This is a genomic window from Sorangium sp. So ce119 (genome assembly GCF_051524405.1).
GTDB classification, from domain to species: Bacteria; Myxococcota_A; Polyangia; order Polyangiales; family Polyangiaceae; genus Sorangium; species Sorangium cellulosum_G.
Genome location: NZ_CP150310.1, coordinates 8,972,352 through 8,987,436, shown reverse-complemented (window position 1 = coordinate 8,987,436; position 15,085 = coordinate 8,972,352). Strand labels below are relative to the sequence as shown.

Here is a 15,085-nt window from a genome sequence, read left to right as displayed (position 1 = left end):
ACGGCGCGCGGCGCGGCGCCACGTGCGCCACGTCAGAGCCAGCCGTGCTCTCGGTACCAGGCGACCGCGCGGCGCGTCCCCTCGGCCCAGCTCACCTGGGGCTCCCAGCCGAGCTCCCGGCGCGCCTCGCCGGAGTCGCACACCCAGTGCGACGCGGAGAGCTCGTTCAGCTTGTCGCGCGTCAGCATCACGGGCTTGCCGGTGAGGCGGCTCATCCCCTCGCTCGCGAGCGCGGCGCCGCGCATGAGGGAGAAGGGCACGCCGACCCGGACGAACGCCCGCGCGCCGATCGCCGACTCCACGTCCGCCAGCATGTCGCGCCACACGTACACGCGACCGTCGTCGATGAAATACGCCCGGCCGCTCGGCACGTCGCTCTCGAGCGCCCGGATGCACGCGGCGGCGGCGTCGGAGGCGTAGATGACGCTCAGCGTGTTCTTGCCGTCGCCGAGCATCGGGAGGAAGCGGCGCGCGACGCTCTGGAAGAACGCGAACGACTCCTGATCGCGCGGGCCGTAGATCATCGGGGGGCGCAGGACGACCACGGGCAGCGCGTCCTTCTCGGCGAGGACCAGCCGCTCCGCCTCGAGCTTCGAGCGCCCGTAGCGCGTCACCGGGGCCGGGCGCGCGTCGGGCGCGACGGGGCGGCCGTCGAGGCTCGGGCCGATGGCGGCGAGGCTCGAGACGAACACGAAGCGCTTCATGGAAGGCGCCGCCTTCGCCGCGTCGAGCATGTTCCGCGTGCCGCCGACGTTGACCCGGAAGAACTCCGCCTCGTCGCGCGCCTTGACCAGCCCGGCCGAGTGCACGATCGCGTCGACGCCCGCGTCGACCACCGCGCGTCGGACGCTCTCCGCGTCCTCGATGGCGCCGTACGCGAGCTCGACGCCGCGCAGCGACGACAGGAACTTCGTGCTCGACGAGCGCCGCACCAGGGCGACGACGCCGTGCCCCTTCTGCACGAGCTGCTCGGCGACGTGCGAGCCGAGGAACCCGCTCGCGCCCGTGACCAGCACCTTCATCGATCCGCTCCCTCCTCCAGCTCCCCGCTGCGTCGGCCGCGCCCGCTGGCGCCGCCGCCCTCGAGCTTCGCGCGCGCGTTCGCGTCGGCCCCCAAGTCGGCCCCCAAGTCGGCCCCCAAGTCGATCAGAGCGCCCGCTCGTAGACCCGGTACTTCTTGTAGATCCGGCCGCCCATCAGCCGGATGCCCGCGTTGATGGCGGCGTTGTCCTCCAGCGTCCACCCGAGCTCGCCGCCCTTCATGCCGAGCAGGTGCGCCGCCCGGTTCATCTCGACGTACAGGAACGCGCTGAGCCCGGCGTAGCGCCGCACGTGGCGCCACTTCTTGCGGATGCCGAGCACGACGAGGCGCCCGCTCTTCGGGCCGCGCACGCGCAGCCGCCACAGCAGCTTGAGGACGCCGGTCGGGAGGAGCTTGCCGTGCAAGCCGCGGATCAGCTCGTTGAGATCGGGCAGCCCGAGCGACACGGCGGCCGGCTCGCCGTCGATGAACGTGAGCTTCGTCAGCTCGGGCATGAGGATGAGCCGCACGTCCTTCGCCCACTTGATGAGCTCCTTCTCGGTCATCGGGACGAAGCCCCAGTTGTCGCTCCAGGCGTCGTTGAAGACGTCCATGAGGATGCGGATGTCGCGGAGCAGGTTCTTCGGGTCGCCGCAGCGCGTGTGCACCTCCGGCATCGCCTGGATCTCGGCGTGCGCCTTCTGCGCCCGCACGGGGATGTCGCCGACCTCGTAGCGCCACCCGTAGAGGTCCTTCACCTTCTCGAGCCCCGCCTGCTCGATGAGCCGGCCCTGGTGCGGCCGGTGGTAGGGCAACATGATCACCGGCGGGCGATCGAAGCCCTCGACGAGACAGCCGATCTCCTCGTTGATGGAGAGCGAGTAAGGGCCCCGCATGCGCTTCATCCCGCGGGCGCGCAGCCAGCCCGCGGCCTCCGCGAGCAGCGCCTGCGCCGTCTCGGCGTCGTCGACCGTGTCGAGGAAGCCGAACAGGCCTGTCTCGTCGCGGTGGTGTCTCAGGTGCTCGTGATCGACCTGCGCCGTGATCCGACCCGCCGGCCGGCCGTCCTTGTACGCCACCCACGCCGTCCCCTCGGCGTGCTCGAAGAAGGGGTTCTTCTTCTTGTCGAGCCGATCGGCGATGTCCAGGTCGAGCGGGCGGATATAGTTGGGCTCACCCTCGTAGATCGTGTCGACCACGTTCAGGAAGTCTTTGAGGACCTTCCTGTCGCCGTTCCTAAGCTCGCGGAGCTCGATAGCCATAGGGGGCAAGCCCGTACCTTCCGGGACGCGGCGCCGCAAGGGGCTCGCGCGGCGCCTGGCCCGGCGCTGATCGGGAAACGCGGCGCCCGCGGAGCCGGTAAGCTCTCGCCGAGGGCGGCTGTCCGGCCCCCGGCAAATCAGGTGGACGCAGGATGATGACCCCGAAGGAGTTCCAGAGGCAGTTCAAGCGGCTGCTGATGAGCCGCGTCGATGGCATGGACTGGGAGGACAAGCTCGCCCGGGTCCGCCAGTACCTGCGCCAGCTCGAGCAGCGCCAGAGCCCGGAGGAAGAGTCGGCCGAGCTCTCGCCGTCGCTGGAGCTCATCCCGTTCGAGCCCGGCAAGCGGCCCGTCGACGAGGCGCTCTACCCGGGGCACGGGTGCAGCGAGCGCGTCGGCTGCATCAACACGTCGGGCGACCCGGCGGAGCTCGGCGACGAGGTGTGGCTGCTCTACCGGCTGCGCGACCTCTACGCGTTCGTCGCGCCGTTCGAGCGGCCGTTCGAGGTGACCCTGTCGGCGTGGTTCCTCCCCGCGAGCCCCGGCGACGGCGAGCCGTGCCCGGTGCCCGGCATCCTCGACCTGCCGCTCAGCCCCCAGATCGTCTCGACGTCGTCCTACCCCGTCCCGATGCTCGAGCCCGCCCCGTGGAACTCGTTCCACCAGACGGTCTACGTCGCCACCATCGCGCCAGCGAAGCAGCTCATGCCGCACCCGCCCGGCGAGGAGACCGGCGGCGGCTACCACTGGCTCGACCTGCCCGCGTCGTTCCGCGAGCGCATCCCGGACGGCGCCGATCCCTTCACGCTCGCGAGCCTGTTCCGGCAGCAGCTCCGGGTCGAGATCCGGCTCAGCGAGGCGGGCAGGACGGTCTGCTCCGAGTCGACGGACGTCGAGATCTTCGACACCGGCCGCTTCGGCTCGCTCTACGCGCGCCTGCTCGACCGGCTCGTCAAGGCGGACACGGAGGCCCAGCAGCGCGCGCTCGGGATCGACGAGCTCCACGTCGGCTACCACCCGTGGTTCCCGGTGCTGACGATCGGCATGGACAAGGCCCTGCTGTACCTCCGCGCCATCCACCAGGACCTCGAGCAGCACCGGCGCAACCTGCCCGATCCCCGCTGGCTGCTCCGGGTGGGGCTCTACCTCGAGCTCCTCACGTGCCTCGGCATCTTCGAGGCCGTGAAGCACGAGTACCCGGACATGCTCTCGCCGGAGGAGCGCGAGGCGTTCGAGGAGGGCGCGTCGTTCGCGCCCATCCGCGCGGCGCTCGACGTCGCGGCGTGGCGCCAGGTCTGGGACATGCGGCACATCGCGCCGCGGGCGGCCGGCTTCTTCGCGGCGGGGCCCGTGAGCCTGACGAACCTGATGCGCAAACAGAAGGCCACGCTCGCGTTCCTGCACGCCCACCACGCGGACCTGCAGCGGGCGATCGAGCTCGCCGGGCCCAACCTGTGGAACGCGCAGGAGACGTGGCACCGGGTGTTCCGCGACGCAGAGCGCGCGGTGCTCAAGAACAGCGCGCTCGCGTTCCCGGAGCTCGCGCACCTCGACCCGCGCTGGCGCGAGTTCGCGCTGTGGCACCAGCGCGGCGACGTGCGCTTCTTCGGGCTCAGCCTCATGCCCGAGGCGCTGACGGCGCTGTTCGGCGATCAGGACGGCATCTTCCCCGCGGCGTGCCGGCAGTACCGGAAGTCGATGAACGACGTCGCGCGGTGGGCGTCCGAGCGGCAGCTCATGGACTACACGGGCGACGAGTGCATCCCGCGGAACGCGAGCCTGCTCGAGGCGTACATGGAGAAGAACGCGCAGCTGCTCGCCGCGCTGCAGCGGCGCGACGGCTACGGGGCCGCGCAGTCGATCGATCTCGACGAGCCGAGCAAGGCCCCGCGCGAGGCGAGCGCCGAGGACCTCGTGACGCTGCTCCGGCGGACGCCGGTGTTCAAGCCGCTGCTCGATCGCGAGCTCCGCAAGCTCGCCACGAAGGCGCGCCGGGTCGAGTACGGCCCGCTCGACCGGATCGTGCTGCAGGGGCAGCGGGACTCGTCGATGTTCCTGGTCGCCTCCGGCGCCGTCGAGGTCCTGGTGCGGCACCCCGACGGGCAGGACTCGACGGTCGCCGCGCTCGAGAAGGGCGCCGTCTTCGGCGAGTTCGCGCTGCTCACGGGCGAGGAGCGCACCGCGACGGTGCGCGCCGTCGACGAGGTGGTGCTCTACGAGATCACGAAGGAGGCGCTGCAGCCGATCATCGAGGCGCGCCCGCAGCTCGTGATCGAGCTCAGCCTGCTGATGGCCTCGCGCCAGGCCCACCTGCGCGACGCGGCCGAGCGCTACAACGAGGCCGAGGAGAAGGTGCGGAGCCTCGCCGGGCGCATCCGCCGGTTCGTGCTCGGCTGAGCGCGCCGCGCCCCCCGCGCGCGGCCGTGCCCCCGGGGCTCGGCGGGCGCGCGCCGGGGGGCGCGCTCAGCCCTTCAGGAGCCACGCGATCGCGTCGGCCTCCGACGTGAAGAACGAGTACTCGGGCAGCCCCATGGCGGCCGACAGCCGCGAGATCTGCATCTTCGACAGCGCGCTGTGCACGAGGTTCGCCGCCCTGCGCATGTCGTGCTCGACCGCGTAGGCCATGGTCTGCCCGACATAGGGGCTCACGTCCGGCTTCTGCGGCGGGAAATCCGCGATGTCCGCGAGCACGTACCAGGGCCTGCCGAGGTGGAGCAGCGCCGAGGCCTTCTGGCGGAAATCGTCGAGGTACGCCTTGGCCTCGTCGACGTCCCAGAACCCCCAGACCTTCACGTGGAGGATCCCCGTCGCCATGTCGGCCCTGATCTGGAACCGCCGCTGCGAGGCGCGCTCGCGCCGCGACGTGGGATCGGTCCTCCTCGACGGCTCGCCCGTGGAGGAGGTCGTCCGGCTGGACGTCTCGAGCGACGACGGCCGGGGCCGCGTCTCCGGGGGCTTCGAGGTGGGCGGCAGCGACTCCGGGGAGCGGCGCGACGACGTGGGCGTCTTGCCCGGCTCGGAGGGCGTCCTGCCCGGCTCGGAGGGCGTCCTGCCCGGCTCGGACGTCCTGGCCAGCTCGGGTACGGTGACGGTCGGGATGTCGGCGAAGCCCGGCGACACGCCGGGCCGCGAGGGCTGCGTCGGATCGGTCGGGCTCGGGCTGGGAGGGCCGGGCGGCGACGGGTCGGGCAGCAGCACGACGCGCGACGCCCGCGGCAGCGCGACCCCGAGCGCGTCGGCGAGCGCGCTCACCGCGACGGACGCGCGCTCGAAGCGGTCCTCGGCCCTGAGCGCCGTCGCCTTGAAGAACCACCCGTCGAACGCGCCCGGCAGCGAGGCGGAGCGCCGGCGCGCCGCGCGGGCGCTGGGCGCCTCCGTCGCGCCGCGCAGGAGCTCCGACGCGAGCAGGTAAGGCGACGGGATGACCTCGGCCTCCTGGGACCAGTACGTCTCGCCGACGAGGAGCGCGTACGCGACCTGCCCGAGGGCGTAGATGTCGACGCGCGGGCCGATGTTGCGCTCGGCCCGGATCTGCTCGGGCGCCATGTACACGGGCGTGCCGAGCATCTGCCGCGTGAGCGTCGAGGCGTGGTGCTGCTCGATGACCTTGGCGATGCCGAAGTCGAGGATCTTCACGCACGGCGAGCCGTCGTCGCGGACGGTGACGAACAGGTTGTCCGGCTTGAGGTCGCGGTGGACGATGCCCGCGGCGTGCGTCTTGTCGAGCGCGAGCGCCGCCTGGAACAGGTAGATCGCGACGTCCTCGGCGGGCAGGGCGCCGCGCTTCTTGACGAGGCTGCCGAGCTCCTCGCCGCGGAGCAGCTCCATGACGATGAACGGCGTGCCGGTCTCGTCGTCGACGCCGGCGTCCGAGGTCCTGACGATGTGATCGCTCTCGATGATGCCGGTGATGCGCGCCTCGAGGGCGAAGCGGGCGCGCAGCTCCTCGCTGTCGAGGAGGCTGGGCAGCATCACCTTGAGCGCGCGGCGCGTCGCGGTGACGTCGTCCATCACCTCGTAGACGGCGCCCATGCCGCCCGCCTTGATGACGCGCAGGACCTGATAGCGGTCGCGGAACCGCGTATTCGGCTGCAGCAGGCCGGGCGAGGTGCTCATCCAGCGGCCCTCGATTCAGACATGGTCCGGAACACGCTATCTCAGCGGCTTCCCGCGTCGCAAGGCGCTCGGGTGGGGGAACGTGCTCCGGGCTGGACTGCGTCGCTCCCGGCGGCGTTTTCGCCCTCGTCTCGTCCTCATCATCATCATCATCCTACCCGCGCGCGGAGGAGCGGCTCCAGCGCGGCCCAGAGCGCGCGGACGTCCTGGAAGCGCTCCTCGGGGGTGACGGCGAGCGCCCGGGCCACCCAGGCGTCCACCTCGGGCGGCAGGTCGGGGCGGAAGGCGTGCAGGCTCGGCCGGGGGCCGCGGGCGGCGGCGATCAGGATGTCGACCCGGCTCGCGCCGGTGAACGGCACGCGCCCCGCGAGCACGCGGAAGAGCACCGCGCCGAGCGAGTAGATGTCGATCCGGTGGTCGATCTCCTGGGGCCGGCCCTTCCAGACCTCGGGCGCGATGTAGCTGGGCGATCCGGGGATCGCGCCCTCGCGGGTGAGGGGGTCGGCCTGCATGACCTTGACAAGCCCGAAGTCGAGCAACCGCACGCCGCCGCGCGGCGCGGCGCCGGACGGCGCGCCGGCGTCCGCGAGGCGCGCCGGCTCGCCCGCGGGGCGGGCGCGATCGGCGGGGGTCCGGGGTGGATCATCGCCCGGGTGAGCCGGGGAGGACGGATCCTTCGCGTCGCCCTCGAGGACGAAGATGTTGGCGGGCTTCAGGTCGCGGTGGACGATGCCGCGCGCGTGCGCGGCGTCGAGGGTGTCGATGATCGGACGGAACAGCGCGTGGAGTCGGTCGATCGGGAGCCGCTGGTTCCGCGTCTCCAGGCGGCGCAGCGTCGTCTCGAGATCGCTGCCGTTCAGGAACTCCATCACGATGTAGAGCGTGCCGTCGGGCGCCTCGCTGAAGGCGAAGACCTGCGTGGCGCTGGTGCCGGCCAGGGCGCCCATGGCGCCGGCCTCGCGCCGCATGCGGGCCTTCAAGCCGGCGTCGCTGGCGAACTCGGGGTGGAGGCACTTGACGGCGACGTGGGCGCCGGTTTGCTGGTCGAGGGCGCGGAAGACGCTGCCGTGCCCTCCCCGACCGACCACCTCGAGCAGCTTGTACCGGCCGTCGATCACGTCGTCGATGTCGTGGGCCATCGGCAAGTCCTCGCTGTCCCGAGCGCGCTGCGGCGGCCAGCCCGCGCGAGACGCGCCCTGGTTGTAGCCGCTCCGCCGCTCCGGCGGTAGGGACGGGTGGAGGCTGCGCCGGGCAGGCGGCCGGGCGCGCGGGGGGGCGCCGCGCGGCAAGGCAGAGAGCGAGCCTGCTGGCGGGGGCGAGCGCGGAAGGAGCGACCCCGCCTGCCGGGAGGGCGAGCGCGGGAGGGAGCGGCGAGCTCGCCAGGAGGGCCATCGCGGGAGAGGGAGAGACGCTGCGGAGACACCCAGCGCCGGGCTCAGGCGTCATCCTAGGAGTGACGGAAATTACCTGATGATTGCTTACATTTGTTACATCGAGGTGGCGAATTTGGCTGTGTTGCCGGCCTCGTGATCCAGTGTAGAGTGCCGCCCACCTCCTATGAGATCGGTTCGCCAGAACAGCGACCTTCCCGCTGCGAGCAGCACAGTGCCGATAGCGCTCAACGTGCAACAGGCCAGGCCGGTGGGGCAGGCGCAGGAGGTGGATGAGGACGAGGCGTGGACGTACGAGGTGGCTCACCCCGACGCGCCCTCGGATCTCACGGCGGTCGTCGGGGAGAACCTCCGGCGGCTCCGCACGCGGCGCGGGCTCTCGCTGGAGCGGCTCTCGAAGGTCTCCGGCGTCAGCCGCGCCATGCTCGGACAGATCGAGCTCGGCCGTAGCGCGCCCACGATCAACGTGGTGTGGAAGATCGCCCGCGCGCTCGACGTGCCGTTCTCGGCGCTCGTCAGCAATCGCTCTTCCGGCGGGCCGATGCTGCTGCGCGGCGACCGCGCGAAGCGGCTGACCTCTCATGACGGAAAATTCACGTCGCGCGCGCTCTTCCCGTTCGATTCGCCAAGAACGGTCGAGTTCTACGAGCTGCACCTGGCGCCGCTCGGCATCGAGAACGCGGACCCGCATCCGCCCGGCACGTCCGAGAACATCGTGGTGAGCCAGGGGACGGTCGAGATCAGCGTCGACGGACAGCGCTTCCTGCTGGCCACGGGCGACGCGCTCGTGTTTCAGGCGGACGTCCCCCACGTCTACCGCAATCCGGCGAACGTCGACTCGCTGATGTATCTCGTGATGACCTACTCGCTGTCGGCGCCCTGAGGAGGGCGCGCTCTCCCCGCGGGGAGCAGGGGACGGCGAGCCGGGAGGCGAAATGCAAGAACGCCGGCGTTCGCCGGCGTTCTGTCGTTCCAAGAAGGCTCTGGGGCGGGCTACTTGGTCATCGTGGACATGCCCATCATCATGGGCATGCCGCCGCACATCATCATCATCGGCATCCCGGACGCCATCATCTTCGTCATCATGTCGCAGCGCTCCTTGAGCATGTCCATCGACATGCCCTCGGGCGGCATCATCTTGCAGGTCATCCCGTCCTTGGTCATCTCACAGGACATCTTGCACATCATCGGCATGCCCATGCCCATCATGTTGGGCATCATTCCCATCATGCTCATCATGTTCATCATGTTGGGCATCATGCCCATCATGCCGGGCATCATCGGCATGCCCATGCCCATCATGTTGGGCATCATGCCCATCATGCCGGGCATCATCGGCATGCCCATGCCCATGCCCATCATGCCGGGCATCATCGGCATGCCCATGCCCATCATGCCGGGCATCATGCCCATCCCCATGCCGGGCATCATTGATCCGCCGGCGGTCATCTCCGGCGACGTCATGGGGTTCATCGTCTGCGGCATCATGGGCATCTGCATCGCGGTGGTCATGGGGGGCCTTCCTGTCTTCGGCGCTCGTCGCGTCCGAGAGCCGTTGTAGCCGGTCGGCGTGCGCCAGCAACGCGTTCACACGGACGCCCATCGCTTTGCTCCAGTCTAGCGGAGGCGCCTCCACGCGCTTGGACGCGCCGGCGTCCCGAGCGGACGAACGTCCAGCATCGCGACGGCCGCCCCGTCCGGACCAGGCTCCCGAGCCGCGTCCGGGCGAGACCGGGGTCGTGCTGCGGCCCTGGACGCGCGGCCGGCGCCCAGCGGGCTCCTGCGGGGGAGCACAGCCGGCTCGGCCTGCTCCAGCGCCGGCGACCCCCCTCGACGGCGCCGACTCGCCGCCGCGGCTGGTCCACCGCCAGCTTGCTCCACACTTCACACCTGCGCCCGCAGGGGCAACGAGATCAGATCCGGACCACTCGTACACCCCAGCACCGCGCCGCCTCTCGTCAGCAGGGGAGCTCGCCCAGGCCGCCGGTCAGGTCGAAGCGGCTATGCGCCGCACGCGCTTGCCGCGCGCGAGCACGCCAATCGCCGCATGAAGCTGCTGCGAGCGCTCCAGCCAGTCCACGGAATGCGAAGCTGCCCTCCCGGCGTCCGGTGGAGGTGTCGCGCGGCGCGGGCTGGCGGGGCGAACGAACAGAGCTGCTGTGTGTCATGGTTCACCCTTGACGGCTGTGCACGCCTGGGGCCTCATGTACCACCATGCGCAGCGCTCCGCCTTCTCCCATCGTTTGTGCCACCCGCGTGTTCGCTCTCGGCGTCCTCCTGGGCACGGCCTCGTGCGCTCAGGTCCTGGGCCTCGACGAGTTCGAGGACTGCGCTGCGGACTCGTGCTCAGGAGCGCTCTGGGCGAAGAGCTTCGGGAGTCATGAGTTCGTCTTTCCCGAGAGCGCCCGGTTCGACTCGAAGGGGAACATCCTCCTCTCAGGATTCTTTCGAGGTACCACCGATTTCGGCGGTTCGCCGCTGATATCGTCTCACAACGCTTTCTTCCTGGCCAAGCTGAAGCCGGACGGCAGCCATGCTGTGAGTCGGCCGCTGCTGGTAGAAGGTTTGGATGGCGCCATGGGATCGCGCCTTTCGGTGCTGCCAGACGATAGCGTTGTCTTGTCGGGCTGCTACGAGGAATCAATCGACTTCGGTTCCGGCGATCCAATCACGGTGCCCGGTCCCGACGAGGACGCTGACTTCGTGGCCAGGTTCTCGTCCGATAGCGAGCTGATCTGGGCGCGCAACCTGTTCACAGGGACGGGTCGCCTCCGTGTCCTGGACTCGGCGGCTACGCTGGACGGTGACGTGGTCCTGGTAGGATCGTTCGACCGCGAGGTGAGCCTGGGCACGTCGACCCTGACGACCGCGTCGGAGGACGCTTTCATCGCGAGGTTGGACGGCGAGACGGGGCAGGAGCTGTGGAGCCTTCAGCTGGGCGATCCTGAAGACACCTCAGCGGAGACGACCATCGAGGCCACCGCGGTGGCGGTGGGCCCCGACGGTAACATCATCGTAGGGGGCCGGTTCACGGGATTCACCGAGTTCGGCTTCGACGACCGCTCCGGGCCGAGCCCATCCGGCGCCGGTGCCTTCCTTCTCAACCTCGTGGGCACCGGGAGGCGGGATTGGACCGCTCTCATCCAAGGGGAAGGCGACGCCCGGGTGAGCGACATCGACATTGATGCACGAGGGAACGTCATTGCGGCTGGGGCTTTCGCGGGAGCGATCTCGATCCTGACGCGAGGGGTTCTGGGCGCTCATCAGACCAGCGGACCGGCCGACTCGGATGTCTTGCTCGTGAAGCTCTCGTCCGCGGGGAACCACCTGTGGTCGTTAAGTTTCGGGGATGATTCGGCCCAGCTCGACGGCTGGAGCTCTGGCTCCAATCGTATCGTCCCTGGGCCCTCCATCGCGGTCGACGTCGCCGGAGACATCGTGCTCGGCACCGGGGTCGCTGGCGACGTCGACCTCGGGGGCGGGTTGCTTGGTGGGCGACAGGACCACGACTGGGCACTTGCAAAGCTGAGCGCCGGCGGGGAGCACCTCTGGAGCGATCGCTTCGGCGATCCGGCAGCAGCGCAAGGCGTGATCGCCATCGACACGGATCCGAGCACGAATGCCATTGCGGTCACCGGGGCCAACGATGGAGTGCTGGATTTTGGAAACGGGATGACGGTCGGGGAGGCCGGCAAGCTCAGCGCCGTTGTGGTAAAGATCGACCCTGAACGGGTCGGGAGATAGCTCCACGAGCGGCGCGCGGCCGGTCAGTTGATCTGCAGGTTCGCCGCGGCGGTGCCGTTCCGCCCCGCGCCCGCAGCGCCGCCGCCGGGGTTCGTGCCGCCCGTGCCGCCGAAGCCAGGGGTGCCGGTCGTGCAGCTATTGTCCGCGAACGTGAAGGTGACGCTGCCGGAACGCGCCAGGCAGGCGCTCGGGCCGCCCCCGCCGCCCGCGCCGGGACCGCCGGCGCCGCCGTCGCCGCCCTTTCCGCCGGCGCCGCCCCCGCCGGAGTCCTCCCGGCCCGGGCCGCCGACGCCCCCGTTCCCTCCGAGCTGCCCCCGACCACCGTCACCGCCTCGGCCGCCGGTACCGCCCGTGCCGGTCGTGATGACGTTGCCGGAGACGACTACCCGTCCGGCCGCCGTGAAGATACCGAAGCTCCCGCCTCCACCTCGGCCGCCCTGCCCGCCGCGTCCGCCAAGCCCGCCGCACCCGCCGCTACCTCCGCCGCCGCCGCGATCCGCGTTGCACCAGCAGATGCCGATATCGTCACACTCGGCGCCGCCGCCGCCCCCGCCACCGCCGCCGCCGCCGCGGCCTATCGCCCCGTTCTGCCCGTTGGTGCCGCTCGCCGGCTGATAGATGCCTGAGGCGATGGCGCCCAGGCTTGCTCCCCCCGCGCCAGGAGTCCCCTGCAACCCAGGAGCGCCCGCCATGCCGGTTCCACCTCCCCCGCCGTCGGCAGGGCACACGCGTGGCGCAGCGCCTCCCGGGCCGCCTGCCGCGCCGCCGCTCCCCGGCGAACCCGCGACGCCAGCGTAGTTGTCGTATGCGCCCCTGCCTCCCGCGCCGCCGAACTCGGTGCACGTGGTCCGCGCGCCCCCGTATCCACCGCTGCTGCAAGCGTCACAGCCGGCCTCGCCCGCATTCCCCGCCGACGCCGTCCCTGTCGAGGGCGCCGCCCCGTGCGTGCCGGCGGCGCCGTCCCGCCCGTCCTCCACATCGATCTGGTTGTACCGCACGAAGAGCTGCGCGAGCCCCCCGCCGAGGCGCACTCCATAGGTGCTCGACCCCGGCGACGGCGAGCTCAGCGCCTCGATCGTGATGCCCTCGATGTGCGTCGGCTGCTCGATCGAGGGCGCATGGAACACCGTGCCTGTGGCGCGAACGGTGGTGGTCACCGACGGAGTCCTCCGGAACTTGAAGTCAGGGTCGTTCTCATCGAACCCGCCATAGATGCTGATGCCGGACACGACCGTGACCGCCTCCTCGTACAGCTCGCCGGAGAGGCACACCGCCGGGACCGCGCTCTCCCGCGCCACCTGGATGGCCGTCGCGATCGTCTCCACCGGGGCGTTGCGCGTGCCGGGGTTCGCGTCGTCCCCCGTGGCCGCGGAGACGTACACGCACTGCTCCACGAGCCCGTCGCCGCCATCGCAGTTGTCGTCGACGAAGTCGCCGTCGATCGGATCCTCGCTCGCCGAGGTCGGCGTACACGCGTACTCACAGCCGCACTCGCCCGTGAGCGGGTTGCCGTCGACGTCGTGCGTGCCCGGGAGACACCCCATCGCGCAGGGATCGACCACGACCTCACCGCCGGCGCCACCCTCGCCGTCGCCCCCCTCGCCGGTGCCCCCGTCTCCACCCGAGCCGCCGTCGCCCCCGGCCGCGCTGCTCGATCCGCTCGTGCCGGCCCCGCTGCCGCTCGATGACGTTGTCGTGGCGCTGCTCGCGGAGGGCGCGCCGCCCGCTCCGGACCCTCCTCCCGTGCCCGAGACCGGCCCGATGGGGCCGTCGATCGAGCTGCTCTCGGCGCAGCCGAGCGCGGAGAGCATCGCAAACAGAGAAGCCGTTCCGAGGAGCAATCGCACGCGCATGATCAGAATTCTGCACCTTCGCGCGTTCTTCGGAAAGACTTTGTCACGCCGCACGTAATCGCCCTGTACGGCGCGCCGCGTACGGCGCAACCGTGGCGATGACGCCGCGCCGCCGTCATGACGAGGACGCCGTGCCGCGCTGCGCCGCGCATTCGCGAGCCAGCTCACCCTTCATCGATTCGCCCCTCGCGCCTGCCACCGACTCCGGTAGTCTTCCTCTGCACCCCTTCCCGGCAGCCGCGCCGCCCAGCTGCCCGCCCGTACGTCCATGCGCCTTGACCCGCTCCGCCGCTTTTCGCTCGCCACCCTGCTCGGGCTCGCCGCCGCCGCCGGCTTCCACAGCGCCTGTGCCCCGGATTCGGGGTTCGGCTCCCTTTCGTCCTCATCGGAAGGAGCCTCGGAGGGAGCGGGCTCAGGCGGGAGCGTCGAGCCGGATGGTGGGCTGTTGGGCGACGCGCCCATCGATATTCCCCCCGACCCGGACGCCGCGTGCGGGCTCGTCACGGAGGAGGCGGTCGTCGTCCCGCTCAATCTCTACATCATGATGGATAAATCGTCCTCGATGGAGGGAGACGACCCGACGGTGGAGAGCAAGTGGGAGAGCGCGAAGGCCGGCCTGACGGCGTTCGTCAACAGCGCGCGGTTCGCGGGCGTGCGCGTGGCGCTGCGCTTCTTCCCCCGCGAGGCGGACGGCGTGCCGGCGTGCGACCAGAACGCCTACAAGACGCCGCTCGTCCCGTTCGGCCCGCTTCCGGGGAACGCGGGCGCGATCGTCGACGCCATCGCGGCCGAGGCGCCGGATGGCCTGAGCACGCCCATCTATCCGGCGCTGGGCGGCGCGCTCCTCCAGGGCATCGAGACGGCGCAGAACCACCCCGACGAGGCGTCCGCGGTGCTGCTCGTCACCGACGGCAAGCCGCAGGGGCCCGCGGCCCAGTGCGGCGGCGCGAACCCGGAGGACCCGGCGGCCATCGCGGCGCTCGCGGCGGCGGGCGCGCGCTACCGCCCTCCGGTGCGCACCTTCGTCATCGGGCTCCCGGGCGTCGACCAGAACATCGCCAACCAGATCGCGGCCGCGGGCGGTACGGACGCCGCGGTCCTCGTCGCGTCGACCAACATCGCCCGCGAGTTCGAGCGCGCGCTCGCGAAGGTGACGGGTGAGGCGCTCCCGTGCGAGGTCGAGGTCCCCGCCCAGGTGGCCGGCGGGCAGGTCGCCTTCAACGACGTCAACGTCCTGTTCGGGCTCGACGGCGCGCCGCAGGACATCCTGCCGCAGAGCCCCGGCTGCGACGGCCCGGGCTGGCGCTACGACGACCCGAGCGCCCCGAAGGCGCTCGTGCTGTGCCCCGACACATGCAACGCGGCGAGGGACGCCTCCGTGGCGAAGATCCAGATCCTCCTCGGCTGCGAGACCGTGATCCGCTGATCGCCCCGCGCGCGGCCCGGCCTCGGGCCCACCGGCGCGCGGCTCGGGTCGCGGCTCGCCGGGGCGCGGGTCGTCGGGGCGCGGCTCGCCGGAGCGCGGCTCGGGGTCGCGGCGCGCCGGAGCCACGCTGGTGTGCTGGATCTCACGTCGCGAGCGACGAAGGGCGCCCTGGCAGGAGACGCGGAGCGTCATCGGCGCGGGACGGGGCCCGGCGCGGCGGGCGCAGCCTTGCAACTCTGCACTGCGCTTTGTGGACTCCCGGGCCCTCGCGCC

The 15,085-nt window shown here is 71.2% G+C and carries 10 protein-coding genes; 4 read left to right on the top strand and 6 right to left on the bottom strand.

Annotation, left to right across the window (positions count from 1 at the left end; genetic code table 11):
- Window positions 1-32 precede the first annotated feature (32 nt).
- Together WME76_RS33860 and WME76_RS33855 are read right to left on the bottom strand one after the other, a co-directional pair.
- Window positions 33-1,022: an NAD-dependent epimerase/dehydratase family protein gene (locus WME76_RS33860; RefSeq protein ID WP_437956361.1), complete on the bottom strand. Its 990-nt coding sequence runs from the start codon at window positions 1,020-1,022 to the stop codon at window positions 33-35.
- 124 nt (window positions 1,023-1,146) lie between these two features.
- The gene (locus tag WME76_RS33855) at window positions 1,147-2,283 is read right to left on the bottom strand and encodes a hypothetical protein (RefSeq protein ID WP_437956360.1); all 1,137 of its coding nucleotides are present in this window, start codon (window positions 2,281-2,283) and stop codon (window positions 1,147-1,149) included.
- A gap of 152 nt (window positions 2,284-2,435) precedes the next feature.
- Between WME76_RS33855 and WME76_RS33850 the strand changes: the two genes are divergently transcribed.
- Complete coding sequence (locus WME76_RS33850) at window positions 2,436-4,679, top strand: cyclic nucleotide-binding domain-containing protein (RefSeq protein WP_437956359.1); 2,244 nt, start codon at window positions 2,436-2,438, stop codon at window positions 4,677-4,679.
- Between the two features lie 66 nt (window positions 4,680-4,745).
- On the opposite strand, the gene WME76_RS33845 is transcribed toward WME76_RS33850, so the two are convergent.
- Entirely contained in the window at window positions 4,746-6,398 is a 1,653-nt protein-coding gene (locus WME76_RS33845; protein ID WP_437956358.1) for a serine/threonine protein kinase, read from the bottom strand.
- A 149-nt stretch (window positions 6,399-6,547) separates the two neighbouring features.
- Window positions 6,548-7,537 (bottom strand): serine/threonine-protein kinase, encoded by a 990-nt coding sequence (locus WME76_RS33840; protein ID WP_437956357.1) that lies wholly within the window; start codon window positions 7,535-7,537, stop codon window positions 6,548-6,550.
- Window positions 7,538-7,955: 418 nt separating this feature from the next.
- Between WME76_RS33840 and WME76_RS33835 the strand changes: the two genes are divergently transcribed.
- Entirely contained in the window at window positions 7,956-8,672 is a 717-nt protein-coding gene (locus WME76_RS33835) for a helix-turn-helix domain-containing protein (protein ID WP_437956356.1), read from the top strand.
- Between the two features lie 110 nt (window positions 8,673-8,782).
- Here WME76_RS33835 and WME76_RS33830 read toward each other — a convergent pair whose 3' ends face one another.
- Entirely contained in the window at window positions 8,783-9,301 is a 519-nt protein-coding gene (locus WME76_RS33830) for a hypothetical protein (RefSeq protein WP_437956355.1), read from the bottom strand.
- 744 nt (window positions 9,302-10,045) lie between these two features.
- Here WME76_RS33830 and WME76_RS33825 point away from each other — a divergent pair.
- Window positions 10,046-11,533 carry a hypothetical protein gene (locus WME76_RS33825; RefSeq protein ID WP_437956354.1) on the top strand — a complete coding sequence of 496 codons (1,488 nt, stop codon included), beginning with the start codon at window positions 10,046-10,048 and terminating at the stop codon, window positions 11,531-11,533.
- 23 nt (window positions 11,534-11,556) lie between these two features.
- Here WME76_RS33825 and WME76_RS33820 read toward each other — a convergent pair whose 3' ends face one another.
- Window positions 11,557-13,386 (bottom strand): PE-PGRS family protein, encoded by a 1,830-nt coding sequence (locus WME76_RS33820; RefSeq protein WP_437956353.1) that lies wholly within the window; start codon window positions 13,384-13,386, stop codon window positions 11,557-11,559.
- A gap of 445 nt (window positions 13,387-13,831) precedes the next feature.
- Between WME76_RS33820 and WME76_RS33815 the strand changes: the two genes are divergently transcribed.
- Window positions 13,832-14,812, top strand: coding sequence for a vWA domain-containing protein (locus WME76_RS33815; RefSeq protein WP_437956352.1), 981 nt, complete (start codon window positions 13,832-13,834; stop codon window positions 14,810-14,812).
- Window positions 14,813-15,085 lie beyond the last annotated feature (273 nt).

Excerpts from the sequence above, each read along its gene's own strand:
- WME76_RS33860 (WP_437956361.1), bottom strand. The coding sequence starts at position 1,022 with ATGAAGGTGCTGGTCACGGGCGCGAGCGGGTTCCTCGGCTCGCACGTC.
- WME76_RS33855 (WP_437956360.1), bottom strand. The coding sequence starts at position 2,283 with ATGGCTATCGAGCTCCGCGAGCTTAGGAACGGCGACAGGAAGGTCCTC.
- WME76_RS33850 (WP_437956359.1), top strand. The coding sequence starts at position 2,436 with ATGATGACCCCGAAGGAGTTCCAGAGGCAGTTCAAGCGGCTGCTGATG.
- WME76_RS33845 (WP_437956358.1), bottom strand. The coding sequence starts at position 6,398 with ATGAGCACCTCGCCCGGCCTGCTGCAGCCGAATACGCGGTTCCGCGAC.
- WME76_RS33840 (WP_437956357.1), bottom strand. The coding sequence starts at position 7,537 with ATGGCCCACGACATCGACGACGTGATCGACGGCCGGTACAAGCTGCTC.
- WME76_RS33835 (WP_437956356.1), top strand. The coding sequence starts at position 7,956 with ATGAGATCGGTTCGCCAGAACAGCGACCTTCCCGCTGCGAGCAGCACA.
- WME76_RS33830 (WP_437956355.1), bottom strand. The coding sequence starts at position 9,301 with ATGACCACCGCGATGCAGATGCCCATGATGCCGCAGACGATGAACCCC.
- WME76_RS33820 (WP_437956353.1), bottom strand. The coding sequence starts at position 13,386 with ATGCGCGTGCGATTGCTCCTCGGAACGGCTTCTCTGTTTGCGATGCTC.